This is a genomic window from Staphylococcus sp. MI 10-1553 (assembly GCF_010365305.1).
Lineage (GTDB): Bacteria > Bacillota > Bacilli > Staphylococcales > Staphylococcaceae > Staphylococcus.
On record NZ_CP048279.1, the window covers coordinates 1,496,311 to 1,522,236 of the forward strand.

At 36.2% G+C, this 25,926-nt stretch carries 27 protein-coding genes; 26 read left to right on the top strand and 1 reads right to left on the bottom strand.

Features of this window, described 5'->3' with window-relative positions:
• The 14 genes from GZH82_RS06930 (at nt 1) to holA (ending at nt 11,775) form a co-directional block, all read left to right on the top strand.
• Nucleotides 1–1,239 (top strand): NRAMP family divalent metal transporter, encoded by a 1,239-nt coding sequence (locus tag GZH82_RS06930; RefSeq protein ID WP_162681867.1) that lies wholly within the window; start codon nt 1–3, stop codon nt 1,237–1,239.
• A 250-nt stretch (nt 1,240–1,489) separates the two neighbouring features.
• The gene (locus GZH82_RS06935) at nt 1,490–2,176 is read left to right on the top strand and encodes a 5'-methylthioadenosine/adenosylhomocysteine nucleosidase (RefSeq protein ID WP_162681868.1); all 687 of its coding nucleotides are present in this window, start codon (nt 1,490–1,492) and stop codon (nt 2,174–2,176) included.
• Between the two features lie 72 nt (nt 2,177–2,248).
• Nucleotides 2,249–2,776: a YqeG family HAD IIIA-type phosphatase gene (locus GZH82_RS06940; RefSeq protein WP_162681869.1), complete on the top strand. Its 528-nt coding sequence runs from the start codon at nt 2,249–2,251 to the stop codon at nt 2,774–2,776.
• Nucleotides 2,777–3,877, top strand: a complete 1,101-nt coding sequence (gene yqeH / locus GZH82_RS06945) for a ribosome biogenesis GTPase YqeH (protein ID WP_162681870.1) — start codon at nt 2,777–2,779, stop codon at nt 3,875–3,877.
• A gap of 15 nt (nt 3,878–3,892) precedes the next feature.
• On the top strand, nt 3,893–4,705 hold the full coding sequence (aroE, locus tag GZH82_RS06950) for a shikimate dehydrogenase (RefSeq protein ID WP_162681871.1): 813 nt from the start codon (nt 3,893–3,895) through the stop codon (nt 4,703–4,705).
• Between the two features lie 10 nt (nt 4,706–4,715).
• The gene (gene yhbY, locus GZH82_RS06955) at nt 4,716–5,009 is read left to right on the top strand and encodes a ribosome assembly RNA-binding protein YhbY (RefSeq protein ID WP_162681872.1); all 294 of its coding nucleotides are present in this window, start codon (nt 4,716–4,718) and stop codon (nt 5,007–5,009) included.
• A gap of 2 nt (nt 5,010–5,011) precedes the next feature.
• On the top strand, nt 5,012–5,593 hold the full coding sequence (nadD, locus tag GZH82_RS06960) for a nicotinate (nicotinamide) nucleotide adenylyltransferase (protein ID WP_162681873.1): 582 nt from the start codon (nt 5,012–5,014) through the stop codon (nt 5,591–5,593).
• A complete protein-coding gene (yqeK, locus tag GZH82_RS06965) occupies nt 5,571–6,155 on the top strand; it encodes a bis(5'-nucleosyl)-tetraphosphatase (symmetrical) YqeK (protein ID WP_162681874.1) in 585 nt (194 codons plus the stop codon). The genes nadD and yqeK overlap by 23 nt, the downstream gene beginning before the upstream one ends.
• Nucleotides 6,156–6,512: a ribosome silencing factor gene (gene rsfS / locus GZH82_RS06970; RefSeq protein ID WP_162681875.1), complete on the top strand. Its 357-nt coding sequence runs from the start codon at nt 6,156–6,158 to the stop codon at nt 6,510–6,512.
• The gene (locus GZH82_RS06975) at nt 6,512–7,234 is read left to right on the top strand and encodes a class I SAM-dependent DNA methyltransferase (protein ID WP_162681876.1); all 723 of its coding nucleotides are present in this window, start codon (nt 6,512–6,514) and stop codon (nt 7,232–7,234) included. Before rsfS ends, GZH82_RS06975 begins: the two co-directional genes overlap by 1 nt.
• A 53-nt stretch (nt 7,235–7,287) precedes the next feature.
• Entirely contained in the window at nt 7,288–7,956 is a 669-nt protein-coding gene (locus GZH82_RS06980; RefSeq protein ID WP_162681877.1) for a helix-hairpin-helix domain-containing protein, read from the top strand.
• A gap of 87 nt (nt 7,957–8,043) precedes the next feature.
• On the top strand, nt 8,044–8,505 hold the full coding sequence (locus GZH82_RS06985; protein ID WP_162681878.1) for a ComE operon protein 2: 462 nt from the start codon (nt 8,044–8,046) through the stop codon (nt 8,503–8,505).
• Between the two features lie 140 nt (nt 8,506–8,645).
• Nucleotides 8,646–10,733 (top strand): DNA internalization-related competence protein ComEC/Rec2, encoded by a 2,088-nt coding sequence (locus GZH82_RS06990; protein ID WP_238989538.1) that lies wholly within the window; start codon nt 8,646–8,648, stop codon nt 10,731–10,733.
• A gap of 67 nt (nt 10,734–10,800) precedes the next feature.
• Nucleotides 10,801–11,775 (top strand): DNA polymerase III subunit delta, encoded by a 975-nt coding sequence (gene holA, locus GZH82_RS06995; protein WP_162681880.1) that lies wholly within the window; start codon nt 10,801–10,803, stop codon nt 11,773–11,775.
• A 181-nt stretch (nt 11,776–11,956) separates the two neighbouring features.
• On the opposite strand, the gene rpsT is transcribed toward holA, so the two are convergent.
• On the bottom strand, nt 11,957–12,205 hold the full coding sequence (gene rpsT, locus GZH82_RS07000) for a 30S ribosomal protein S20 (RefSeq protein ID WP_014613771.1): 249 nt from the start codon (nt 12,203–12,205) through the stop codon (nt 11,957–11,959).
• Between the two features lie 321 nt (nt 12,206–12,526).
• On the opposite strand from rpsT, the gene lepA reads away from it, so the two are divergent.
• From lepA to floA, 12 genes are all read left to right on the top strand, one after another.
• Nucleotides 12,527–14,350, top strand: coding sequence for a translation elongation factor 4 (gene lepA / locus GZH82_RS07005; RefSeq protein WP_162681881.1), 1,824 nt, complete (start codon nt 12,527–12,529; stop codon nt 14,348–14,350).
• 67 nt (nt 14,351–14,417) lie between these two features.
• Nucleotides 14,418–15,539, top strand: a complete 1,122-nt coding sequence (hemW, locus tag GZH82_RS07010; RefSeq protein ID WP_162681882.1) for a radical SAM family heme chaperone HemW — start codon at nt 14,418–14,420, stop codon at nt 15,537–15,539.
• 103 nt (nt 15,540–15,642) lie between these two features.
• A complete protein-coding gene (gene hrcA, locus GZH82_RS07015; protein ID WP_162681883.1) occupies nt 15,643–16,632 on the top strand; it encodes a heat-inducible transcriptional repressor HrcA in 990 nt (329 codons plus the stop codon).
• A 14-nt stretch (nt 16,633–16,646) separates the two neighbouring features.
• Entirely contained in the window at nt 16,647–17,288 is a 642-nt protein-coding gene (grpE, locus tag GZH82_RS07020; protein WP_162681884.1) for a nucleotide exchange factor GrpE, read from the top strand.
• A gap of 63 nt (nt 17,289–17,351) precedes the next feature.
• On the top strand, nt 17,352–19,187 hold the full coding sequence (dnaK, locus tag GZH82_RS07025) for a molecular chaperone DnaK (protein WP_162681885.1): 1,836 nt from the start codon (nt 17,352–17,354) through the stop codon (nt 19,185–19,187).
• Nucleotides 19,188–19,296: 109 nt separating this feature from the next.
• The gene (gene dnaJ / locus GZH82_RS07030) at nt 19,297–20,430 is read left to right on the top strand and encodes a molecular chaperone DnaJ (protein ID WP_162681886.1); all 1,134 of its coding nucleotides are present in this window, start codon (nt 19,297–19,299) and stop codon (nt 20,428–20,430) included.
• Nucleotides 20,431–20,433: 3 nt separating this feature from the next.
• The gene (gene prmA, locus GZH82_RS07035; RefSeq protein WP_162681887.1) at nt 20,434–21,366 is read left to right on the top strand and encodes a 50S ribosomal protein L11 methyltransferase; all 933 of its coding nucleotides are present in this window, start codon (nt 20,434–20,436) and stop codon (nt 21,364–21,366) included.
• Nucleotide 21,367: 1 nt separating this feature from the next.
• Complete coding sequence (locus tag GZH82_RS07040) at nt 21,368–22,120, top strand: 16S rRNA (uracil(1498)-N(3))-methyltransferase (protein ID WP_162681888.1); 753 nt, start codon at nt 21,368–21,370, stop codon at nt 22,118–22,120.
• Between the two features lie 4 nt (nt 22,121–22,124).
• Entirely contained in the window at nt 22,125–23,474 is a 1,350-nt protein-coding gene (gene mtaB / locus GZH82_RS07045; protein WP_162681889.1) for a tRNA (N(6)-L-threonylcarbamoyladenosine(37)-C(2))-methylthiotransferase MtaB, read from the top strand.
• 209 nt (nt 23,475–23,683) lie between these two features.
• Nucleotides 23,684–23,860 carry a 30S ribosomal protein S21 gene (rpsU, locus tag GZH82_RS07050; RefSeq protein ID WP_002471046.1) on the top strand — a complete coding sequence of 59 codons (177 nt, stop codon included), beginning with the start codon at nt 23,684–23,686 and terminating at the stop codon, nt 23,858–23,860.
• A 384-nt stretch (nt 23,861–24,244) separates the two neighbouring features.
• Entirely contained in the window at nt 24,245–24,904 is a 660-nt protein-coding gene (locus GZH82_RS07055) for an NfeD family protein (RefSeq protein WP_238989693.1), read from the top strand.
• An 18-nt stretch (nt 24,905–24,922) separates the two neighbouring features.
• The gene (gene floA / locus GZH82_RS07060; protein ID WP_014613783.1) at nt 24,923–25,918 is read left to right on the top strand and encodes a flotillin-like protein FloA; all 996 of its coding nucleotides are present in this window, start codon (nt 24,923–24,925) and stop codon (nt 25,916–25,918) included.
• The last annotated feature ends 8 nt before the right edge of the window (nt 25,919–25,926 follow it).

Here is a 25,926-nt window from a genome sequence, read left to right on the forward strand (position 1 = left end):
ATGAAGAAACAATCCAATCAAATTGAAAAACCAGGTGAATTTATATTCACTAAAGCGCATAAAAGGTTGTTGCTCGGCTCTGTATTTTTAATGGCCACTTCTGCAATTGGACCTGCGTTTTTAACACAAACTGCCGTGTTTACTGAACAATTTTTGGCAAGTTTTGCATTTGCGATTTTATTATCTATCATTATTGATATTGGGGCACAAATTAACATTTGGCGTGTCCTTGTCGTAACAGGCTATCGTGGCCAAGAAATTGCTAATGAAGTGGTTAAAGGGCTAGGCACTTTTATTTCTCTTCTTATCGCATTAGGGGGATTGGCATTTAATATTGGGAATATTGCGGGAGCTGGACTTGGTTTAAACGCGATCTTTGGTTTAGATGTTCGTGTAGGCGCCGCGATTACTGCTGTCATTGCTATTCTCGTCTTTATTTCTAAAAATGGCCAGAAAATCATGGATGTCGTTACAATGATTCTCGGCGTACTCATGATTTTAATTGTTGCTTATGTCATGATTCAATCCAATCCGCCATATGTAGAAGCAGCACAACGTATGGTCTTTCCTGAAAATCCTTCAGCACTTGTTTTACCTATTATTACATTAGTGGGTGGAACTGTAGGCGGCTATATTACATTTGCAGGTGCGCACCGTATTCTTGACGCAGGGATTAAAGGAAAAGACTATTTACCATTTGTGAATCGTTCTGCTATTTCAGCGATTTTAACAACTGGTGTGATGCGGAGTTTGCTATTTTTAGCAGTACTTGGTGTTGTTGTCACAGGTGTCGCTTTAAATCCTGAGAATCCGCCAGCTTCTGTCTTTGAACATGCTATTGGGCCAATCGGTAAAAATATTTTTGGTATCGTGCTGTTTGCGGCGGCGATGTCATCAGTCATTGGTTCAGCGTATACGAGTACAACATTCATTAAAACGATGCACAACAAATTGAGAACATACGATAATTATGTAGTCGTGACATTTATCGTTGTGTCGACTTTGATTTTCTTATTTATCGGTCGTCCGGTTAAATTATTGATTATTGCTGGGGCATTAAATGGTTTGATTCTTCCTATTATTTTAGGTACCGTATTGATTGCTTCGAAAAATAAGCGTATCGTTGGAGATTATCAACACCCAACTTGGATGTTATTATTCGGCATTGTTGCAGTCATCGTTACGATCTTTACCGGTTTCTTCTCATTACAAGGTTTAGCCGCATTGTGGAGCCAATAACAATTAAATACGATTAATGATTAAGGGCTAGGACATTCAGTTGTCTTGGCCCTCAATTGATTATAAGATTTACTATAGAAACTGATTGATAGACATTAAAGAACGTATATGGATATCTTTGTTTAATAATTTGTGTTCATTAAACGACAGTCATATCTCAATGATAAAACTGAACTCAAATATATAAATATGATAAAATGACAACGGTAAATATAAAGTGAAACACCAAATTTATTGAGGAGGCATTTGAATGATTGGAATCATCGGTGCAATGGAAGAAGAAGTAGCAATTTTAAAATCTCAAATGGATGCGGCAGAAGAAATTAAAATCGCGCATACCATTTTTTATAAAGGGACATTGAATGATAAAGATATTATTTTAACTCAAAGCGGTATCGGTAAGGTGAATGTAGCCATTTCTACAAGTTTACTTATTGATCGTTTTCAACCCCAATGTATTATTAACACCGGATCAGCGGGGGGATTACAGCCTGGATTAGCGCTCGGAGATGTTGTCATTAGTCAACAAGTCGCTTATCATGATGCTGATGCACGTGCGTTCGGCTATGGTATGGGACAAATTCCAGGTATGCCGACTTATTTTGAAGCAGATACATCATTATTTGAAAAAGTAGATAATGTCTTAAAGTCTTTAAATCAAAACGGTAGAGAAGGTTTGATTGTTTCAGGTGATAGCTTCATCGGTAAGAATGAACAGCGTCAAGTCATTTTAGAACATTTTCCTAACGCATTAGCTGTTGAAATGGAAGCAACTGCCATTGCCCATACATGTCACCAGTTTAATGTGCCATTTATTGTGACACGTGCGATTTCTGATTTAGCTGACGGTGAAGCGGGAATGACATTTGAAGCTTTCCTTAAAGTCGCAGCAAAGTCGTCTAGTCAAATGGTGAATGAACTTGTGAAAATCCTTTAACAAAACACACAATTATTGCACATAAATATGCTATAATATAACGAATGAAGTCTTTTAAAGTGGAGGATGAACATGGGTATCATCAAGCAATTATTTTTACCAAATCAATATGTGAATTCGATTTATGAAATTGATTTTGACAAACTAAAACAATTGAATATCAAAGGGATTATTACAGATTTGGATAATACATTAGTCGGATGGGATGAAGCACAACCTACGCCTAAAGTTGAAAATTGGTTTAAAACTATAGATGAACAAGGATTTAAAGTCACTGTTGTTTCTAATAATAATGAACAACGCGTAAAATCTTTTTGCCAAAATTTAAAAGTGGATTATATTTTTAAAGCACAAAAACCTAGAGGGAAAGCATTACGCCGTGCGACTGAACAAATGGGCATTCAAAAAGATGAAGTGGTTGTTATTGGAGACCAAATGTTAACAGATGTATTTGGCGGTAATCGACATGGCCTATATACAATTATGGTTGTGCCAGTGAAAAATTCTGATGGTTTTATCACAAAATTTAATCGTTTAGTTGAACGACGGTTATTAAAGCATTTTAAAAGAAAAGGCTATATTAAATGGGAGGAATCGTAATTGACTGAAACTTTAAAATGTATTGGTTGTGGGTCAACACTACAATCTGACGACCCTCAAAAACCGGGTTACGTTCCAAAAGCAAGTTTAGATAAAGAAGATGTCATTTGTCGTCGTTGTTTTAGATTAAAAAATTACAATGAAGTTCAAGATGTTGGCATGGAAAGTGACGACTTCTTAAAATTATTAAATGGCTTATCAGACAAACCGGGTATCGTCGTGAATTTAGTTGACGTATTTGACTTTGAAGGTTCTTTTATTCATGCGGTCAAACGTATTGTTGGAAATAAAAAGATTATTTTAGTAGCAAATAAAATTGACTTATTGCCAAAACAAATCAATAAGCGTCGTGTAACTGAATGGTTAAGACGTTTAGCCAAGGAATACGGTTTATATCCCGAAGATGTGTGTTTAATTTCTGCATATAAAGGTATCGGTATTGATGATTTGTTACAAACGATTGAAAAACATCGTGAAGGTCAAGATGTCTATATCGTCGGTACTACTAATGTCGGGAAGTCAACGTTAATTAACAAGTTGATTGAACAAACAGTAGGCGAAAAAAATGTCGTCACAACTTCGCGAATTCCTGGTACGACATTGGCTATGATTGATATTCCGATTGATGAAGAACACTATATGTACGATACGCCAGGGATTATTCAAGAACACCAAATGACCCATTACGTGTCGACAAAGGCATTAAATACGATTATGCCTAAGAAAGAGATTAAGCAACGTGTATATCAATTAAACGAAGCGCAATCGTTGTTTATTGGTGGTTTAGCGCGTGTCGATTATTTAAAAGGTGGTAAACGTCCGCTCGTCTGTTATTTTTCGAATGAATTGAATATCCATCGCACAAAATTAGAAAAAGCAGATGATTTGTGGCGCAAACAAATTGGTACGCTATTATCACCACCATCACCTAAAGATCGTTTTGACTTTGATCAGTTAAAAACAGTTCATTTAACAACGGAAAATGAGAAAAAAGACATGATGATTTCAGGTTTAGGATTTGTCACAGTGGACGCAGGTGCAGAATTAGATGTAATTGTACCTCAAAATGTAGAAGTGACATTGAGACCTTCAATTATGTAAGGAGTGTGAGGTTGAATGAAATTTGCAGTTATTGGACATCCTATTGACCACTCATTGTCACCACTCATGCACCATGCGAATTTTAAAAGTTTAAACTTAGATTATGGCTATGAAGCACTTAATATTCCGCCTACACATTTTAAACATATTCGAAGTATTATTGATGAAAAAGAACTTGATGGCTTTAATGTGACGATTCCGCATAAAGAGCGCATTATCGATTATTTAGACGACATGTCAGATGAAGCGCGAGCCATTGGTGCAGTGAATACTGTTAAAATTGAAAATGGTAAATGGACTGGCTATAACACGGACGGTACAGGATTTGTCAAAGGATTACAGGCAAAGTACGGCGATTTAACTGACGCGCACATTTTAATTATTGGTGCAGGGGGTGCAAGTAAAGGCATTGCTTATGCGTTATCTCAAGTGACTAAGAACATGATAGCCGTTGCAAATCGCTCTATGTCCCGATTCAATGACTGGCAACTTCAAATTCAACCGTTCTCACTTGAAGATGTCGCAACTATCGCACATCAATTTGATATTATTATTAACACGACACCTGTTGGGATGCATCAATCTCAAGATAGTGTCATGTCATTTGAGCAGTTAAAAGCTGGTGTGCTCGTATGTGACATCATTTATATTCCATTTCAGACGACATTTTTAAAAGAAGCTGCTGAAAAAGAATGTTTGACTTATAATGGATTAGATATGTTTATTTATCAAGGTGCTGAAAGTTTTAAAATTTGGACGGGTTTAGATAGTGATATTACGACAATGCGTAACGCGGTATTAAATAAATTAAATCCAACAATGACTTAAGGAGGCCATTATGGCATTAACAGGTAAACAAAAAAGGTTTTTAAGAAGTAAGGCACATCATGTTGCTCCAACTTTCCAAATCGGTAAGTCTGGGATTAATGAAAATATGGTAGAGCAATTAAAAGAAACACTCGAAAATCGTGAACTCATTAAAATTCATATTTTACAAAACAATATGGATGACAAAAGTGAACTGGCACAAAATATTAGTCAAGCAACGGATAGTGAATTAGTCCAACTTATCGGTTCAATGATTGTCCTTTACAAAGAATCTCGAGAAAACAAACAAATCGAGTTACCATAAATATGGAAAAAATTGTTGTTTTTGGAGGACAATTCAATCCGATTCATAGTGGACATGAAATGGTTGCAAGCGAAGTGAATGCAGCTATTCAACCGGATCACTTTTATTTTATGCCTAGTTTTATGTCACCATTGAAAAAACATGATGAATTAATCGAGGTTGAACATCGTATTCAAATGGTTGAGTTGGTCATTGAAAATTTGGGGTTTGGGACGCTTCGTTTAGATGAAATTGAACGTAAAGGACAAAGTTATACTTATGATACTTTGTTGAATATACATCAAGAATCACCTGATGCAAAGTTGTATTTTGTCATCGGAACGGACCAATATGAGCAACTTGATCGGTGGTATCAAATTGATGCACTGAAATCTTTCGTAACGTTTGTCGTCGTGAATCGTGGTTATTTGATTCAATCAGATGACGATTCAATAATGCCGATCAACATACCAGATATGGCGATCAGTTCAACCGAAATTCGTCATAGAAGGTCTCAACAACAAACGATTCATATGTGGGTGCCACTGAACGTCGAGCACTACATATTGAAGGAGGGGTTATATGGATCGAACATTCGCGATTGAACTTGTCGAACAAAAGCTACCGAAGAAGAGATTTGAACATTCTTTGCGTGTAGCGGAAACGGCAGTTAAATTGGCAGAAATTTATGAGGGAGATAAAGAAAAAGCTGAACTTGCAGGGATTTTGCATGATTTTTGCAAATATGACGATTTGAGCTTTTTATACCAACAGGTGACACGATACGATCTCAATCATGATTTATTAAGTTATGGCTCAGAGATATTACATGGACCTGTATGTGCAGCAATATTGAAGCACCAATATGGTATCCAAGATGACGAAATTTTATTAGCGATATACAACCACACTACAGGGCGTAAACATATGACTAAAACTGAAAAATTGGTCTTTATAGCTGACTATATTGAACCCGGTCGAAATACGCCAAAAGTGGAAGAAATTCGAGATATGGTATACAATGGCGGTGGGTTAGATAAAACAATTTATGAAATTTCAAAAAGAACTGTCTTGTACCTCGTCAAAAAAGATGTCAGTGTGTACCAAGCTACTATCGATTGTCTGAATTACTATAATTTTAATGACTCTAAAATAAAGGATGATTAAATGAACGCAAAAGATTTATTAATGTTAACAGTTGAAGCAGCCGATGCAAAAAAAGCAGAAGATATTATTTCGCTTAATATGAGCGGTGTTTCTGATCTCACTGACTACTTTGTTGTATGTCATGGGAATAACGAAAGACAAGTTCAAGCAATTGCTCGTGCTGTTAAAGAAAGTGCTGAGTCACACCAAATTGAAGTGAAACGTATGGAAGGTTTTAATGAAGCACGTTGGATACTTGTAGATTTAACGGATGTTGTTGTACATGTCTTCCACAAAGACGAACGCAGTTATTACAATCTTGAAAAATTGTATCAAGATGTTGAAATGTTGGGTTATAAAGAGGTCATTAACTCATAATGCAGTATGAAAATTTAAGTGCATTTTACGACCGACTCACAGATGATCAACCTTATGATCTGTGGCTCGATTTGATACAAGAGACACTTCAACAACAAAAGGTTTCTCGTGTGCTCGACATCGGTTGTGGCACAGGGACTTTGACACAGCATTTCACACAATTTGCTGATGAAGTCATTGGTATGGATTTAAGTGTTGAAATGTTAGCTCTAGCCAAACAAAAAACGAGTCAAGTGCAATGGATTGAAGGAGACATGTCGGATTTTAATCTGAATACCGACTTTGATTTAATTACAATTCTTTGTGACAGTTTGAATTATTTAGCTAATGAAACAGCTGTGATGGCAACATTTGAACATGTTTATCAACATTTGAATTCAGATGGCTATCTCATTTTCGACGTCCATACTACGCATAAAATGACACATCAGTTTAACGGACAAGTTTATCTTGATGACCGTGAAGATTTAACATTAGTATGGCAAACTGAACCTGCTGAAGCACCATACAGTGTTTGGCATGATTTAACATTCTTTATATTAAATAAAGCACAAACTTACGTCAGGCAAGATGAATCACAATATCAGCGCACTTTTGAAAAGGATGAGTATATTGATATGCTGAATCATGTCGGTTTTAATCACATCGAAACATTTTATGATTTTAATCGAGACACACAAGATCCAGAAAGTGATCGCTTATTCTTTATTGTAAAAAAATAACAAGTAAAAAACCTTCTTCATGCGTGTGATACGTATGATAGGAGGTTTTATTTATGTTTTCTGTAGATCAATTCATCGCGTTAGTCAAACAGTACAAAATTCAAACAGCAGTCGTCATTGCTTTTCTCATTGCGATTGGAGGGTGGCTCGTCTTTAATACGGGTGAAGAAGATGCTTCAAAAGATGCTTTAGCGATGCAACAAACACAACCGATTGAAGCCCATCAAGCAAAATCGAAAAGCAAAGATAAAAAAGAGCAAAAAGAACAAGCATTTCAAAAAATTGTTGTCGATATTAAAGGTGCAGTAAAAAATCCGAATACGTATGAAATGCAATCAGACGATCGAATGAAACAATTATTAGATAAGGCAGAACCGTTGAAAACTGCTGATTTGAGTCGTGTTAATTTAGCAGAAAAGTTAACTGATCAAAAAATGATTTATATTCCTACTCATGGAGAGGCTGTTCCCTCTAACCCTGGTCATGCAACACAACAAGATCATTCGTCAGCTGGGTCTACATCACAAAACATCTCTGTCAATTTAAATACTGCAGACGAGAAGGAACTGACCCAAATTCCTGGCATAGGGCCTTCAAAAGCACAAACGATTATTAAACACCGTGAAGAAAACGGACCTTTCCAAAGTGTTGAAAATTTGAAAGATGTCAAAGGAATTGGAGAAAAAACATTTGAAAAACTAAAGGACTATTTAACAGTTTAATCCTAAAGTAGGATGTAACTAGTCGAAGCAAGTCGAATCCTTTATAATGAGAATAAAATGAACAACGATACGAGGTGACAAAAAAGCATGAAACGCATTCAATGGCATGACTATTTTATGGCACAGTCTCATTTACTAGCATTGAGATCCACTTGTACACGTCTCTCTGTTGGTGCAACAATTACTAAAGATAATCGAATCATCGCGGGTGGTTATAACGGTTCAGTTTCGGGTGAAGTCCATTGTATTGATGAAGGATGTTTAATGGAAGATGGGCATTGTATTAGAACGATACATGCTGAAATGAACGCGATACTGCAATGTGCAAAACAAGGTGTCTCCACTGAAAATGCAACAATTTATGTGACACACTTTCCTTGTTTAAACTGTACAAAATCAATTATTCAAGCTGGCATCAAAACGATTTATTATGCAGAAGATTACCATAATCATGACTACGCCGTAAAGCTATTAGAACAATCCGGTGTGTGCTATGAAAAAATCAATTTTAATCCTCAACACATTGCGGAATATTTATTAAAATCGTAATGACTTATTGGTTGCTTACATATGTTATCGGTCACATTGCATATCATCATATGTTAACTGCATGCTTCATTTATAGCGTGTTAGCATGCAGTTTGTGTTTAAAGAGAAAGCCATGGTTATTTATCATTTCGACCTTGATTATGGTACTCATTGGCTATACAGTTGAGACGATACAGCATAAAAATGAGAGTTTAACCCCAACAGCAGCAACGATTTCATCTCCCCAAACGATTAACGTCCATTTGACAACTTTACCTATCGTGACGGATCATCTTTTATCTGTGCAGGCAACATTCAATAAAGAACCAATATTTATTAAAGGACGTATAAAACCACAGCAATTTATCCCTGATGCGCATTTTCTTCTGAATCATCAATGTCAATTGACGGGTACATTTCAGCCGCCACTTTATCGTCAACAACGACCGCTCTTTATCGTTAAAAAAATAGCATTTGATCAATGTCATATCACAACACCGACGTTAAAACAACGGATTACGTATTTAAGAAATGTTGTAACTGAGAGACTATTAGATTCACAACTTTTCGGAAAAGGGGAACTTATAGCGATTGCAACGGGGAACTCGAATTATTTAGATAGAGATATGAAAGCATTAGCGCAACAGTTAGGTATTTCTCATCTATTTGCTGTAAGCGGGACCCACGTAAGTATATTCATTTTAATTTTTTATGCGATTGGCAAACGCCTCCCGTTACCTATGTTTTACACAGAAGTGGCATTAATGCTCTTTTTACCCGTATTCTTGATCTTTGTGGGTGCCAGTCCAAGTGCGACACGTGCGGTTGCTATGACGTTGGTCATGCTAGTGGTTTCAAGAAGTTTTAATATGACTTCACTCCAGTCACTTTTGCTAGTTTATTGTGGTATGAGTCTTTTAAATGGCGACTATCACTATCACTTAGGTTTTTTATACTCTTTTTTAATTTCTGGCATATTGATTTTGATGAAAAGCGTTTTTACACAGCGCCCCTTTTATCAATCACTCTTTTTAGGTTCTTATATCGCTGTTATCGCATCTATTCCTTTAAACTATGCACAACTTAATGAGATTCAATGGCAAGGTTTAATCTCAAACCTATTCTTCATCCCACTCTACAGTATGATCGTCATTCCACTGTCGTTTATGCTTGCAACCATCGCAATCGCTGCGCCTGCCTTTGTACCTTTGTTCACGCATATCACACACTTTATTTTTAATATCCAAGCTTTTTTGTTAAAACGGCTCACAGTGTTAGAAAATTTCACACTACCGATTCCAGACTTTGGAGAATTTGGATTTCTTTGCTGTACGATAGCAACGTTTATACTTCTTTATTTACTTTCTCAAAGGCGATATATCATTTCTATAGTCCTGGTTTGTTGTCTGTGCATCATACTTTGGCAAGTTCATCCCCGTTATATTAACCAAATGACAATGATTGATGTGGGTCAAGGTGACGCTATATTATTCCAAAGCCAAACAGGAGAAACACTTATGATTGATACGGGTGGCGCATATGAAAATCATCAATTTAAGCAGTCGAATATCAATATTGTAAAGAAAAACATTTATCCGCTATTTAAGAAATTGGGGATAAAGCAAATCGACTATCTCGTCATCACACATGCACATCAAGATCATATGGGTGAAATCGAACATTTATCAAAATATGTGAACATTAAAAAGGTGATTATTAATCCATCACATTTTGATGAAGGGAAGTTTCAAATGATTCAACATGTGATCGCTAGTGAACATGCAAAATTGTATTCATATGAGGACATCTCTCGTATTGTGTTAGGTGATTTTCAATTTCAATTTTTCAATACAGACATTCCTGAAAGTGATGACCCTAATGAGCATTCAATTGTGACATTAGCTACAATTCACGATATTCATGTTTTGTTGATGGGCGATGCTACGACAAAAAATGAGGATGTGCTATTGAAGCAATATACTTTACCACAAATTCAAATATTAAAAGTAGGTCATCATGGCAGTCAGACAAGTTCATCTGAGGCCTTTCTGAGACAAATTCATCCAGAAGTCACACTCATTTCTGCAGGTAAACATAATATGTATCATTTGCCACATCCTTTAACAATACAAAAATTACATGATATTCATGCAAAAATTTACAACACCGCAGATAATCATCATATTCACGTCCTGTTTGATGACTTCAATGAAACTGGTTATACGTTGCGAACAGAGCCGTTGAACTGATAATGAAGTCAGCTTATTATTCATGTTATAATACAGCTAAAGCAATGAGATAGAGAGGAATCACATCATGTTAAATATTCATGTCATTCACGGTGAAGTCCCAGAATTAATTGATCGTGAAACAGAACAACTTACCAAAAAGTATTTGGGCAATGAACCTAAAGACGACTTTAATTTTGTTAAATACAATTTGTATGAAACGTCCTTAAATACAATCATTGAAGAAGCGATCACACTTCCATTTTTTTCAGATAAAAAGATTGTCGTTGTACAAAATAGCTATGTTTTTACCGGTGAAAAACCACCTAAAGAGGCACAGGCAAACGCAGACAGTTTAATAGAGTTTATTGAAAAGTATGATGGGGCTTCTTTAATTATTTTTCAAGTTCAAGCAGCGAAGTTAGACGAAAGAAAAAAAGTTGTTAAAGCATTGAAAAAAGTGGCAAACATCAAGAAAATTGAACAAATGACTGAACAAGAAATGCAAAAATGGATTCATCAATATTTGAACCAGTCCTTCAAAGAAATTAAACAAGATGCATTAGAAGCGCTTATTCAGTTAACAGGCATTCATTATCGTATGATTAAGCAAGAATTAGATAAGTTGTTGTTATTTGTCGGAGATCGCCCAACCATTAATAAAGATGATGTCCAGACAATTGTGAATAGAAGTTTAGAACAAAACGTTTTTTTATTGACGGATTATATTCAAAAAGGACAAAAGGCACAAGCCATTTCACTCGTTAAAGATTTAATACAATTAAAAGAAGAACCGATTAAATTATTGGCGCTAATTACGAGTAACTATCGTCTTTATTATCAAAGTAAAATTCTCAATCAAAAAGGATACACTGGTCAGCAAATCGCAAAAACGGTAGGCGTCCATCCTTATCGTGTAAAACTTGCATTAAATCAAGCACGAAAATATGATTTAGAAACGTTGTTAACCATTATAGATGTTTGTGCAGAAACAGACTATCAATTGAAATCGTCTTATATGGATAAGGTGCTTATTTTAGAGCTGTTTATTGTGAAGCTGTAAATGATGGATACAACGAAATGGTTTAGAAAAGCTAGATGATGAAGACGTTTGTGTAACTTCAAAATATGGGTATGATATATACACATATACACGTGTCGTTCTCGCTTTATAAAAATGAAGTGGGGGATAGCGTTAGTCGAATAAAAAAGAGCTATACCTCAAATGGCACAGCTCTTTTTCATTATTTTGCTGACATTAATTTTGATTTCATTCTATCAGCTTTGTTAGAATGAATTAAATTCTTTTGAGCAGCTTTATCAATACGTTTCACTGCTTTGCTTACTAATTCTTGTTTATTATCAGCATTAGTTTCAATTGCTTTTTTCGCGCTTTTCACTGCAGAACGCATGTCATTTTTTTGTGAAATGTTTTTGCTTTCTGCTGTATGAGTTGTTCTCACACGTTTAATTGCAGATTTGATATTTGGCATGAAAGACACCTCCTATAATCGTCTTCGTATCAAAATAATTTGATTACAACAAGATTCATTCTATCAAAACTCTATTCATTGTGCAATAATTAATTGAACCGTTGAATTATTTTTTCGACGAGATGTACTGGAGTGACAATATCATTTCATTAATGGAAGCGTGACCTCGACAAAAATGATTTCTGTTTGAAGTTTTGAATTGACGCATTTCACACATTGTTTCGCGTCATGATGGAGTTGCAATTAACGCTTAAAAACGTTATTATAGCAAAGATGTAATCGTTAATTTACGGGTAAACTTATGAAAGTGAGTATGATGATATGGATAACCAAGAACGTTTAAATAGACGTGAAAATATCAGGAATTTTTCGATCATAGCGCATATCGACCACGGAAAATCAACATTAGCTGATCGAATTTTAGAAAATACAAAGTCTGTTGAATCTCGAGAAATGCAAGCACAACTGTTAGATTCTATGGATTTAGAGCGTGAACGTGGTATCACAATTAAATTAAATGCAGTACGTTTAAAATATGATGCTAAAGATGGACAAACCTACACGTTCCATTTAATCGATACACCAGGGCACGTCGACTTTACATACGAAGTGTCACGTTCGTTAGCTGCTTGTGAAGGTGCGATTCTTGTCGTCGATGCTGCACAAGGCATCGAAGCACAAACTTTAGCGAATGTATATTTAGCACTCGACAACGATTTAGAATTGATTCCTGTCATTAATAAAATCGATTTACCAGCTGCTGAACCAGAACGTGTGAAACAAGAGGTTGAAGATGTTATTGGTTTAGACAAAGATGATGCAGTTCTAGCGAGTGCGAAAGCCAACATTGGTATTGAAGAAATTCTAGAAAAGATTGTTGAAATGATTCCACCTCCAGATGGGAATCCGGCTGCACCATTAAAAGCATTGATTTTCGACTCTGAATATGACCCATATCGCGGTGTCATTTCTTCTATACGTGTTGTTGACGGTGTTGTCAAAGCGGGCGACCGTATCCAAATGATGGCGACTGGCAAAACATTTGAAGTGACTGAAGTCGGCATTAATACACCAAAAGAATTACCGGTTGAAGAGTTAACTGTCGGTGATGTAGGTTATATCATTGCAAGCATTAAAAATGTAGATGACTCACGTGTGGGGGACACCATTACCCATGCCAATAGACCTGCTGAAACGCCTTTAAAAGGGTATAAAAAAATGAACCCAATGGTATATTGTGGTCTTTTCCCAATCGACAATAAAGACTACAACGATTTACGTGAAGCATTAGAAAAATTACAGCTCAATGATGCATCATTAGAATTCGAACCAGAATCTTCAAAAGCGCTTGGATTTGGTTATCGTACAGGATTCCTCGGTATGTTGCATATGGAAATTATCCAAGAACGTATCGAACGTGAATTTGGAATTGAACTCATCGCAACAGCACCATCAGTTATTTATACGGTGATTTTGAGAAATGGCGATGAGATTCAAGTAGATAACCCTGCACAAATGCCTGACAGAGATCAAATTGATAAAGTGTTTGAACCTTATGTCCGTGCAACAATGATGGTTCCAAATGATTATGTCGGGGCAGTCATGGAACTGTGTCAACGTAAACGGGGTCAGTTTGTTAATATGGATTATTTAGATGATATTCGTGTGAGTATCGTTTATGAATTACCATTGTCAGAAGTCGTTTTTGATTTCTTTGACCAATTGAAGTCCAACACGAAAGGTTATGCTTCTTTTGATTATGAATTTATCGAGAACAAAGAAAGTAACCTTGTGAAAATGGATATTTTACTTAACGGCGATAAAGTAGATGCTTTAAGTTTTATTGTGCATCGTGATTTTGCATACGAACGTGGTAAAACACTTGTAGAAAAATTAAAAACGTTAATCCCTAGACAACAATTCGAAGTGCCTGTTCAAGCTGCAGTTGGACATAAAATTGTCGCGAGAACGAACATTAAATCAATGGGTAAAAACGTACTTTCGAAATGTTATGGCGGTGACATTAGCCGTAAACGTAAATTATTAGAAAAGCAAAAAGCCGGTAAAGCTAAAATGAAAGCAGTCGGTAGTGTGGAAATTCCACAAGATGCTTTCTTAGCTGTACTGAAAATGGACGATGAATAAAGCGAAAATTACATGCTCCCGCGCATCTTGAGGTGTCGAGGGGGCATATTTTATGAGGTGAATACTAATGGTGGCAAAAAGTGCGTATATTCATATTCCTTTTTGTGTAAAAATTTGTACGTATTGTGATTTCAATAAATATTTCATCCAAAATCAGCCGGTCGATCAATATTTGGCTTGCTTGGTCGAAGAGATGAAACAATCAAAAGCAACTCAACTAGAGACGATGTTTGTCGGTGGTGGTACGCCTACCGCATTATCTGAATCCCAATTAGAATATTTATTACAAGCGATTCAAGACCAGTTTGATATTAAAGGGGAATATACCTTTGAAGCGAATCCTGACGAACTGACAGAAGAAAAAGTGGCGTTATTGAAACAATATGGTGTGAATCGACTCTCACTCGGTGTTCAAACTTTTGACGATGCTTTACTTCAAACGTTAGGTCGCAGTCATCAAAAAGCTGATATTTATCAAGCTATAGAAAACGCACGTCGACACGGTATTCCATCCATTAGTTTAGATTTAATGTATCATTTGCCTGGCCAAAGCATGCAACAATTTCAAGACAGTCTAGAAGAAGCACTCCGTCTTGATATTGACCATTTATCCAGTTATGGCTTAATTCTAGAACCTCAGACACAGTTTTATAATCAGTATCGTAAAGGGAAACTGAAAATGCCTAACGAAGATGTCGGTGCAGAAATGTACCAGTATTTAATGAATCGGATGAAAAATAGTCCATTACAACAATACGAAATTTCAAACTTTGCTAAAAAAGGACATGAATCTATCCATAATCAAGTCTATTGGAAAAATGAAAGTTATTACGGCTTTGGTGCGGGTGCGAGTGGTTATATTGATGGGGTGCGCTATACGAATATTAATCCGGTCAATCACTACATTAAAAAAATTCAACAACATGAACTTCCACGTTTAACTGAAACGACACCGACTGTTAAAGAACAAATTGAAGAAGAAATGTTTCTTGGATTAAGAATGAATACAGGGATTGATAAAGCGCAATTCAAAAAGAAATACAATCAAACTATTGAAGATATTTATGCTAAAGAAATCGTCACTTTGAAAGGTCAAAACCTCATTGAACTAACAGACGCTCACATTGCCTTAACAGATCAAGGAAGAATCGTTGGAAACACGGTATTTGAGGCATTTATTCAAGTATAAAAACTTTTTTCGATAAATGATGCTTTAACATTGACTTACTTTGACCAATTTGATAAATTATAGTTAGCACTTGGGTAGAAAGAGTGCTAATGAGGTGAAAAACATGATTACGCCAAGGCAATTGAAGATTTTAACTGCAATTGTTGAAGATTATGTTGACTTAGGACAACCTATTGGATCTAACACATTAATACAAAGGCACAATGTGGATGTTAGTCCTGCGACGATTCGCAATGACATGAAGACGTTAGAAGAAAAATCACTTATCACTAAAACACATTTTTCTTCTGGTAGAATCCCATCAGAAGCAGGATTTAGACTGTATGCCAATCATTTGTTAGAACAACCCTACAATTTTGAAATGCAAGGTGATCTTGATATTCATCAGATGCTAGTGAATCATCATTATGATCTATCATCGACATTAGACACCTTTGCGAAAGTGTTTTCAAATCAAGCACATTATACCACTCTTGTAATAGGACCTGATCATTCAGAGGCCTCTATACTGGATGTGCATTTGATGAAGTTAAATCCACACCATTTAATCGTAGTGATGATTGATAAGATGGGACAAGTGAAACATTTGCATGTGACAAGTGATCAACCTTATGATGATCATTCGGTCATTAAAGTATCCAACTATCTATCCGAGCATGTTAGTCATTTTTTTGATGGCAATGACGTGCAATCGATAGAGATGTATCGTATGTTAGGTTTTAATGCGCAAGAAGCAGACTTAATCATTCGTATTGTTCACTTGCTACATCAATATCGTAACAATCAATCTACGCGTGTTTATTTAGGTGGTAAACATCAACTTATTGAAGGATTGAACGAGTCAACTGTGGCGTCCATACAACCTATATTAAAATATATTGAGTCCTATCGTATTGCCGATGTGATTCACAATATGTCTGACCAATTGATTAATGTTCGTATTGGGACCGAGATTGAACAAAATTTACACGATATTGCGATATTAAGTCGTTCATATCAAATAGACAAAGATTTAACAGGTCATATTGCTGTTATCGGTCCTACTGCTATGCATTATCAAAATGTGATACAATTGTTAAGTCGGATTTCATAACGAAGTGATACGAAATGTTTAAACGTAATGGAGGTTTGAAAATGTCGGAGGAAAAAGACATGCGTAAGGACGAAGAGATTAAAGAAACTGAGTCGCAAGAAACAACAGAAAGTTCAGAACCAGAAATGGAAAATGAAGAAGTTGCAGTAAATCAAGACTCTGAAACTGTAAATGATGCAAGTAATGATGAAACGCAAGATCCTAAAGATGAGGAAATCGCTTCTTTAAAAGCTGAAGTTGATGCGAAGGAAGAACAATATTTGCGTTTATATGCAGAATTTGAAAATTATAAAAGACGTATTCAAAATGAAGCGCAAACACAAAAGAAATATCAGGCACAAAAAGTACTCACTGATGTATTGCCAGCACTAGATAATTTTGAACGTGCTCTAAAAATTGAAGGTGATGAGGAATCATTTAATGCACTGAAAAAAGGTGTAGAAATGGTTTACGATAGCCTTTTAAAAGCACTAGAAGATAACGGATTAGAAAAAATCAAAACTGAAGGTGAACAGTTTGACCCGAACTTCCATCAAGCAGTCATGCAAGATGAAAATCCGGATTTTGTATCTGGACAAATTACCGAAGAATTACAAGCTGGCTATCAATTGAAAGATAGAGTCTTACGTGCTTCAATGGTAAAAGTAAATCAATAATTTTGACGAAGAAAACCATTTATGTGAAAATAATTATGTTTGAAAATTAGGAGGAATTTGACTATGAGTAAAGTAATTGGAATTGACTTAGGTACAACAAACTCTTGCGTATCAGTATTAGAAGGTGACGAACCTAAAGTCATTCAAAACCCTGAAGGCGCAAGAACAACACCATCTGTCGTTGCATTTAAAAATGGTGAAACACAAGTTGGGGAAGTTGCTAAACGTCAGGCTATCACAAACCCTAATACAATCCAATCTATTAAACGTTATATGGGTACAGACCATAAAGAAAATATTGACGGTAAATCTTATACACCACAAGAAATTTCTGCGATGATTTTACAAAACTTAAAAAGCACTGCAGAAAGCTACTTAGGTGAAAAAGTTGAAAAAGCTGTTATTACAGTTCCTGCTTACTTCAATGATGCAGAACGTCAAGCGACTAAAGATGCGGGTAAAATCGCTGGTCTTGAAGTTGAACGTATTATCAACGAACCAACAGCTGCAGCATTAGCATATGGTTTAGATAAAACTGACAAAGATGAAAAAGTACTTGTATTCGACCTTGGTGGCGGTACTTTCGACGTATCTATCCTTGAACTAGGTGACGGCGTATTTGAAGTATTAGCAACAGCAGGTGACAATAAACTTGGTGGGGACGATTTTGACCAAGTGATTATTGATTACTTAGTACAACAATTCAAATCTGAAAATGGTGTTGACTTATCACAAGATAAAATGGCATTACAACGTTTAAAAGATGCTGCTGAAAAAGCGAAAAAAGACTTATCAGGTGTATCTTCAACACAAATTTCATTACCATTTATCTCAGCTGGTGAAGCTGGTCCATTACACTTAGAAACAACTTTAAGCCGTGCGAAATTTGAAGAATTAGCATATGATCTTGTACAAAAAACAATGGGACCTACACGTCAAGCAATGAAAGATGCTGGTCTTTCAAACGCTGACATTGATGAAGTCATCTTAGTAGGTGGTTCAACACGTATTCCTGCAGTACAAGAAGCAATTAAAAAAGAAATCGGTAAAGAACCAAACAAAGGTGTAAACCCTGACGAAGTCGTTGCGATGGGTGCAGCAATCCAAGGTGGGGTAATCACTGGTGATGTTAAAGATGTTGTATTATTAGACGTAACACCGCTTTCATTAGGTATCGAAATTATGGGTGGCCGTATGAATACTTTAATTGAAAGAAACACAACAATCCCAACATCTAAATCTCAAGTTTACTCAACGGCAGCAGATAACCAACCAGCTGTAGACATTCACGTCTTACAAGGTGAACGTCCAATGGCATCAGATAACAAAACATTAGGTCGTTTCCAATTAACTGATATTCCACCAGCACCACGTGGGGTACCTCAAATCGAAGTGACATTTGATATCGATAAAAATGGTATTGTAAATGTAACTGCAAAAGATTTAGGTACAAATAAAGAACAAAACATCACAATCGAATCTTCTTCTGCATTATCTGATGAAGAAATCGATCGTATGGTGAAAGATGCTGAACAAAACGCTGAAGCAGATAAAAAACGACGTGAAGAAGTAGACTTAAGAAACGATGCTGATCAACTTGTATTCCAAGTCGACAAAACTTTAAAAGACTTAGGCGACAATGTGAGCAAAGAAGATAAAAAAGAAGCTGAAGCGAAAAAAGACGAATTAAAAACTGCATTAGAAGGTAGCGACATTGAAGACATTAAAGCGAAAAAAGAAGCTCTAGAACAAGTCGTACAACAATTATCAATGAAAGTTTATGAGCAAGCACAACAAGCTGCACAACAACAAGATGGCGCGAATGCTTCTCAAAACGATAGTACTGTTGAAGATGCAGAGTTTAAAGAAGTTAACGACGACGACAATCAACAAAAATAGGTCATTCGATCATATAAATTGACTGTAAAAGGTCGCTCAAAGGGGCTAGGACATTCAATCGTCCCAGCCTCTTTTTATTCAAAAAATCAATTCAAAAGGAGAGAGTGCATTGGCAAAACGAGATTATTACGAAGTCCTTGGCGTGTCCAAGAGCGCGAGTAAAGATGAAATCAAAAAAGCCTACCGCAAATTATCGAAAAAATACCATCCAGATATTAATAAAGAAGAAGGTTCGGACGAGAAGTTTAAAGAAATCTCTGAAGCCTATGAAGTATTAAGTGACGAAAATAAACGTGCGCAATACGATCAGTTTGGTCATAGTGGTCCTCAAGGTGGCTTTGGACAAGGGTTTGGTGGTCAAGACTTCTCTGGATTCGGTGGCGGCGGCTTTGAAGATATCTTTAGCCAGTTCTTTGGCGGTGCACAACGTCAACGTGATCCTAATGCGCCACGTCGAGGTGACGATCTTCAATACACAATGACTGTCACTTTTGATGAAGCTGTTTTCGGTACAAAGAAAGAAATTTCAATTCGAAAAGAAGTGACATGTCATACATGTGATGGCGAAGGTGCTAAACCAGGTACTAAAAAGAAAACATGTTCATACTGTCATGGTGCAGGGCACGTTTCTGTCGAACAAAATACCATTTTAGGCCGTGTAAGAACTGAAAAAGTTTGTCCTGAATGTAATGGTACTGGAGAAGAATTTGAAGAGCCATGTCCAACATGTCACGGTAAAGGAACGGAGTTAAAAAATGTTAAACTTGAAGTGACAGTGCCTGAAGGTGTCGATAATGATCAACAAATTCGTTTGGCAGGACAAGGTGGACCAGGTGAAAATGGTGGACCGGCTGGTGATCTTTTCGTTATTTTTCGTGTGCAACCATCTGATAAATTCACACGTGAAGGTGATGACATTTTATACAATCACAATATTAGCTTTGCACAAGCTGCATTAGGTGACGAAGTTAAAATTCCTACATTAAAAGGTCATGTCATGCTTACAGTGCCTGAGGGAACACAAACAGGCAAACAATTTAGACTCAAAGGTAAAGGAATTAAAAATGTTCACGGTTATGGCTATGGTGATTTATTTGTTAATATACGTGTTCAAACACCAACCAGCCTTAACGAGCGTCAACGTGAACTGTTAAAAGAATTTGCCGAAGTAAGTGGAGAAACAGTTAACGAACAACCTTCAAATTTTAAAGATAAAGCACGTCGTTTTTTTAAAGGAGAATAACCTATGAATTGGATTGAACTTTCAGTAACTGTTAACCAAGCAGCAGAATCTATCGCCACTGAAATTTTACAAGAAGCAGGTTCTAACGGTGTTGCGATTGAAGACTCAAGTGAGGTTTCTAAAATTCGAGAAGATCGTTTTGGTGAAATTTTTGAACTTAATCCAGCTGACTATCCAGAGCAACATATGATTGTTAAAGCTTATTTTAATGATTTACAATTTGACGAAACTTTGAAAAACAGCATATTTGCACAACTTCAAGCTTCCCCCTTGATGGACCAAAATGTGTTGGCGATAGAAGAAAAGTTCATCCAAGAGTCTGATTGGGAAAACGAATGGAAAAATTACTTCCATCCATTTCAAGCATCTGAACGCTTTTTCATAGTGCCAAGTTGGGAATCTGTCGAGCGTGATGATACGCATCTCTATATTGAATTGGATCCAGGTATGGCCTTTGGTACTGGGGATCATCCGACAACAAGTATGTGTCTCAAAGCGCTTGAGCAGATTGTCCAACCACATCATCGTGTCATTGATGTCGGTACAGGTTCTGGTATTTTAAGTATCGCTTCATATTTATTAGGTGCGCAATCGATTAAAGCGACGGACTTAGATGAAATGGCTGTCCAAGTTGCAAAAGAAAACTTTGAAAAAAATCATTGTTTAGACGCGATTGAAACGGCAACAAGTAATTTACTGACAGAGGAAAAGGGTCAATATGATGTCGTCATTGCCAACATTTTAGTGCACATTATTGAAAAAATGGTTCAAGATGCATATGATCATTTAAATCCTGAAGGCTACTTTATCACTTCTGGTATTATTGAAGAGAAACGTGAATCGATTCAAACATTAATGGAAGAAACAGGGTTCACAATTAAGGAAGTTAAAAACGATGAAGGTTGGATTTGTATCATCGGTCAGAAGGTGAATTAACATGCAAAGATACTTTTTAAATGAAAACGCTGAACACTGTCAGCGTTTTTTTATCACTAATAGTAATGATATACATCATATTAAAAGTGTGATGAGACAAACTATTGGTGATGAACTCATTATGAACTTTTTAAATGCAGTCACGTATCGCTGTAAAATTATTGATATTGAAGCACAACGAATTACGATTGAAACTGTGGAACGTATAGAAATAGAAACAGAGCTCCCTTTGAATATCACAATTTGTAGCGGTTTAATTAAAGGTGATAAATACGAGTGGCTGCTACAAAAAGCGACTGAACTCGGAGCTACATCGTTTATCACAACACAAATGGATCGTTCTGTCGTTAAACTGAATCAACAAAAAGCTGCCAAAAAGGTTGAACGTTGGCAAAAAATAGTGAAAGAAGCTGCTGAACAAAGTTATCGCCAAGTCGTTCCTCAAGTGAAATTTGTCTCGAATTTACACGAAATATATGATATGATAGGTCAATATGATTGTGTACTTATGGCATATGAAGTAGCTGCTAAACAAAATGAACGCGCTCTGTTTAAGCAACAATTACGTCAATTCAAACACGGGTCCCATGTGTTATTTTTATTCGGCCCGGAAGGTGGTTTTTCTGAGAGTGAAATCGCACTTTTTGAAGATGTTGCACAAAGCGTAGGGCTAGGACCTCGTATTTTACGTGCTGAAACGGCGCCACTTTATGCATTAAGTGCCATAAGCTACGAAATAGAATTAATGGGGTGAATCTATGTCTACAGTTGCCTTTCATACATTAGGTTGTAAAGTAAACCATTATGAAACTGAAGCAATTTGGCAGTTATTTAAAGATGCAGAATATAACCGTGTAGATTTTGAACAAAACGCGGATGTATTCGTGATTAATACATGTACAGTAACAAATACGGGTGATAAAAAGAGTCGCCAAATCATTCGTCGTGCGATTCGACAAAATCCTGATGCGGTCATTTGTGTGACAGGGTGTTATGCACAAACGTCATCAGCTGAAATTATGGAAATTCCTGGTGTCGATATTGTTGTCGGTACGCAAGATCGCCATAAATTATTAAATTACATCGATACGTATCAAGACGAACGTCAACCGATTAACGGTGTAAGTAATATTATGAAAAACCGTACATACGAAGAGTTAGATGTGCCATATTTTACAGATCGAACACGTGCATCGCTTAAAATTCAAGAAGGATGCAACAACTTTTGTACGTTCTGTATTATTCCATGGGCACGTGGCTTAATGCGTTCAAGAGATCCACAAAAAGTCATTGAACAAGCGACACAGCTCGTTAACTCAGGGTATAAAGAAATTGTGTTAACTGGTATTCATACTGGTGGCTACGGTCAAGACTTAAAAAACTACAACTTAGCACAATTATTAAGGGATTTAGAAACAGTAGATGGCTTAGAACGTATTCGTATTTCTTCAATTGAAGCAAGCCAATTAACGGATGAAGTGATTGAAGTATTGCAACAGTCACAAAAAGTGGTTCGTCATTTACACATTCCACTTCAATCGGGCTCAGACAGTGTGCTCAAACGTATGCGCCGTAAATATTCAATGGCTCATTTTTCTGAGCGTATTCAAAAATTACACGTTGCGTTACCTGGTTTAGCCGTTACAAGTGATGTCATTGTTGGTTTCCCAGGTGAGACTGAAGCAGAATTTCAAGAAACGTATGATTTTATCGTTAATCATCATTTTTCTGAATTACATGTCTTTCCATATTCACCACGAATTGGTACACCTGCAGCACGTATGGATGATCAAATTGATGAAGAAATCAAAAACGAACGTGTGCATAAACTGATTGAATTGAGCAATCAACTTGCTAAAACATATGCATCAAAATTTGAAAATGATGTATTAGAAGTGATTCCTGAAGAAAAAGGTTCTCAAACTGGCGTGCTTGTTGGCTATGCAGATAACTATATGAAAGTAGAATTTGTAGGTGACGAGTCACTTATTGGGCAAATTTGCAAAGTGAAAGTGTCACAAGCCGGTTATCCAATCAATCAAGGGACGTTGTTACGTGTCGTTGAACATGCGACAAATGCTTCAGAAAATGAAAAAGTTTTAAGTTAAGCATATGATTCAACATACTACTCGAGTAAATTGACTACTTTTATTTACATTTTTTATTATCACGTAAAAAAGATTCATATTCTGTAAAAAAATGTAAATTTGAAGATTGACCGAGAAAAAGATTTAATTTATACTATTCATTACATGGTTACTTACTGTGTAAATGATGAATAAAAGTTTTTTTGATATTTGGAGGGAGGGAAATACAGATGTCTAAAACAGTAGTCCGCAAAAACGAATCATTAGAAGATGCTTTACGTCGTTTTAAACGCTCAGTTTCAAAAAGCGGTACAATTCAAGAAGTTCGTAAACGCGAATTCTATGAAAAACCAAGCGTAAAACGTAAAAAGAAATCTGAAGCTGCGCGTAAACGTAAATTCAGATAATCATTCATTGTGTTGAACTCCCTCAACATTCAAATGATGATATAAAAGAACGCTTACTCGCGATTGAGTAAGCGTTCTTTCTAAATATGACTCTCTTATTACTATTCCTATTTCAAACTTTTAATTCCCTGAAACGTTATTACTGTCTTTTAACTAAAACTATACAACTCATATTTTCTGTGTGTTCTGCGTTACTATCAATCATTTTTCCATACAATAGAAAATCGTAATAACAATTTAAATTAAAATCAATAAAGTCAAAAACTTTTAATAAATTTTTGATAACACTACATGATTCAACATTTTTCATGTATACTACAAGGAAGAGAGTGAGGTGTGTGACATATTAATTATCTCATACATATAAACCCAATCATCGGGAAAATTATTGGATCAAATGTTTTTCGTCAACTTGTAGAATGGTTAACTTCCCAAACGATTTCGCTAATTTTAACATGTATTGTCTTTCTTGGTTTTTTATATCAACTCTATTCTCGAAAGATTAATTTTGGCGGTATCATCGCATTATTCGCTTTATTAACAATCTTTTTAGGTTTCGTCATTCAAGGTAGTTTAACGATTGTTACAATAATGTTATTCGTCATTGGTGTGATTTTAGTCATTATCGAATTATTCGTATTCGGTGCAGTGTTGGGGATGATTGGTATGATTCTCATCATCATCAGTTTTATTACACTTGGAAATGACTTATCAATGATGTTATTCAATGTCGTATTCGCATTAATTTTGACATTAATCGAGTGGGTGATTTTAGTGAAATTCTTTAAAAAGAGTATAGCGATATTTGACAAAGTTGTATTAAAAGATTCAACGAGTAAAGAATCTGGCTATACATCTCATAATGACCGCTCTCATTTCGTCGGTGAAACTGCAGTAACCTATACTGATTTACGTCCTTCAGGCATTATCATTTTGAACAATCAGCGTATTGATGCTGTTTCTGAAGGGTCATACATTAGTAAAGACACTGAAGTTACAATTATTGAAGTTGAGGGCACACGTGTTGTCGTAAGAGAAATTTAAATATAAGGAGCGAATGTAATGTTAACAAGTGGATTAATTACTTTCATCGTCATTGCCGTATTAATTATTGTTGCTTTATTGATTTTATTTTCGTTTGTCCCAGTCGGCTTATGGATTTCTGCATTAGCTGCTGGTGTAAAAGTAGGAATTGGTACATTAGTAGGGATGCGTTTACGTCGTGTTTCACCGCGTAAAGTCATTGGCCCACTAATTAAAGCGCATAAAGCAGGTTTACATTTAACAACAAACCAACTTGAGTCTCATTATTTAGCAGGCGGGAATGTGGACCGTGTTGTTGATGCGAATATCGCGGCGCAACGTGCGGATATTAATTTACCATTCGAACGTGGTGCGGCTATCGATTTAGCAGGTCGTGACGTATTAGAAGCTGTACAAATGTCAGTAAACCCTAAAGTGATCGAAACACCATTTATTGCGGGTGTTGCGATGAACGGGATTGAAGTAAAGGCAAAAGCACGTATTACTGTACGTGCAAACATTTCACGCTTAGTCGGTGGTGCTGGTGAAGATACGATTATTGCCCGTGTGGGTGAAGGGATTGTCTCAACAATTGGTTCTAGTGAACACCACACACAAGTTTTAGAAAACCCTGATAACATTTCTAAAACCGTTTTAAGTAAAGGTTTAGATTCAGGAACAGCCTTTGAAATTTTATCTATTGATATTGCTGACGTAGATATTAGTAAAAACATTGGTGCCGATTTACAAACTGAACAAGCCATTGCAGATAAAAACATTGCACAAGCGAAAGCGGAAGAGCGTCGTGCGATGGCTGTTGCGCAAGAGCAAGAAATGAAAGCGCGTGTACAAGAAATGCATGCGAAAGTAGTCGAAGCTGAGGCACAAGTACCACTCGCTTTAGCAGAAGCATTACGTTCTGGTAATATCGGTGTGAAAGATTATTATAATCTGAAAAATATTGAAGCAGATACAGGGATGAGAGAAGCAATTAATAAAAGCACTCAAAACAACAACTCAACACCTGAACAGTAATTGAGGTG

Bases quoted from the DNA above. Each gene is read 5' to 3' on its own strand.
- yhbY (WP_162681872.1), top strand. From the start codon at position 4,716: ATGGCATTAACAGGTAAACAAAAAAGGTTTTTAAGAAGTAAGGCACAT.
- aroE (WP_162681871.1), top strand. From the start codon at position 3,893: ATGAAATTTGCAGTTATTGGACATCCTATTGACCACTCATTGTCACCA.
- holA (WP_162681880.1), top strand. From the start codon at position 10,801: ATGTTAAATATTCATGTCATTCACGGTGAAGTCCCAGAATTAATTGAT.
- GZH82_RS06940 (WP_162681869.1), top strand. From the start codon at position 2,249: ATGGGTATCATCAAGCAATTATTTTTACCAAATCAATATGTGAATTCG.
- rpsT (WP_014613771.1), bottom strand. From the start codon at position 12,205: ATGCCAAATATCAAATCTGCAATTAAACGTGTGAGAACAACTCATACA.
- GZH82_RS06985 (WP_162681878.1), top strand. From the start codon at position 8,044: ATGAAACGCATTCAATGGCATGACTATTTTATGGCACAGTCTCATTTA.
- GZH82_RS06935 (WP_162681868.1), top strand. From the start codon at position 1,490: ATGATTGGAATCATCGGTGCAATGGAAGAAGAAGTAGCAATTTTAAAA.
- mtaB (WP_162681889.1), top strand. From the start codon at position 22,125: ATGTCTACAGTTGCCTTTCATACATTAGGTTGTAAAGTAAACCATTAT.
- GZH82_RS06980 (WP_162681877.1), top strand. From the start codon at position 7,288: ATGTTTTCTGTAGATCAATTCATCGCGTTAGTCAAACAGTACAAAATT.
- floA (WP_014613783.1), top strand. From the start codon at position 24,923: ATGTTAACAAGTGGATTAATTACTTTCATCGTCATTGCCGTATTAATT.
- grpE (WP_162681884.1), top strand. From the start codon at position 16,647: ATGTTTAAACGTAATGGAGGTTTGAAAATGTCGGAGGAAAAAGACATG.
- dnaK (WP_162681885.1), top strand. From the start codon at position 17,352: ATGAGTAAAGTAATTGGAATTGACTTAGGTACAACAAACTCTTGCGTA.
- prmA (WP_162681887.1), top strand. From the start codon at position 20,434: ATGAATTGGATTGAACTTTCAGTAACTGTTAACCAAGCAGCAGAATCT.
- rpsU (WP_002471046.1), top strand. From the start codon at position 23,684: ATGTCTAAAACAGTAGTCCGCAAAAACGAATCATTAGAAGATGCTTTA.
- lepA (WP_162681881.1), top strand. From the start codon at position 12,527: ATGGATAACCAAGAACGTTTAAATAGACGTGAAAATATCAGGAATTTT.
- nadD (WP_162681873.1), top strand. From the start codon at position 5,012: ATGGAAAAAATTGTTGTTTTTGGAGGACAATTCAATCCGATTCATAGT.
- hemW (WP_162681882.1), top strand. From the start codon at position 14,418: ATGGTGGCAAAAAGTGCGTATATTCATATTCCTTTTTGTGTAAAAATT.
- GZH82_RS06930 (WP_162681867.1), top strand. From the start codon at position 1: ATGAAGAAACAATCCAATCAAATTGAAAAACCAGGTGAATTTATATTC.
- rsfS (WP_162681875.1), top strand. From the start codon at position 6,156: ATGAACGCAAAAGATTTATTAATGTTAACAGTTGAAGCAGCCGATGCA.
- yqeK (WP_162681874.1), top strand. From the start codon at position 5,571: ATGGATCGAACATTCGCGATTGAACTTGTCGAACAAAAGCTACCGAAG.
- GZH82_RS06990 (WP_238989538.1), top strand. From the start codon at position 8,646: ATGGTACTCATTGGCTATACAGTTGAGACGATACAGCATAAAAATGAG.
- hrcA (WP_162681883.1), top strand. From the start codon at position 15,643: ATGATTACGCCAAGGCAATTGAAGATTTTAACTGCAATTGTTGAAGAT.
- GZH82_RS07040 (WP_162681888.1), top strand. From the start codon at position 21,368: ATGCAAAGATACTTTTTAAATGAAAACGCTGAACACTGTCAGCGTTTT.
- GZH82_RS06975 (WP_162681876.1), top strand. From the start codon at position 6,512: ATGCAGTATGAAAATTTAAGTGCATTTTACGACCGACTCACAGATGAT.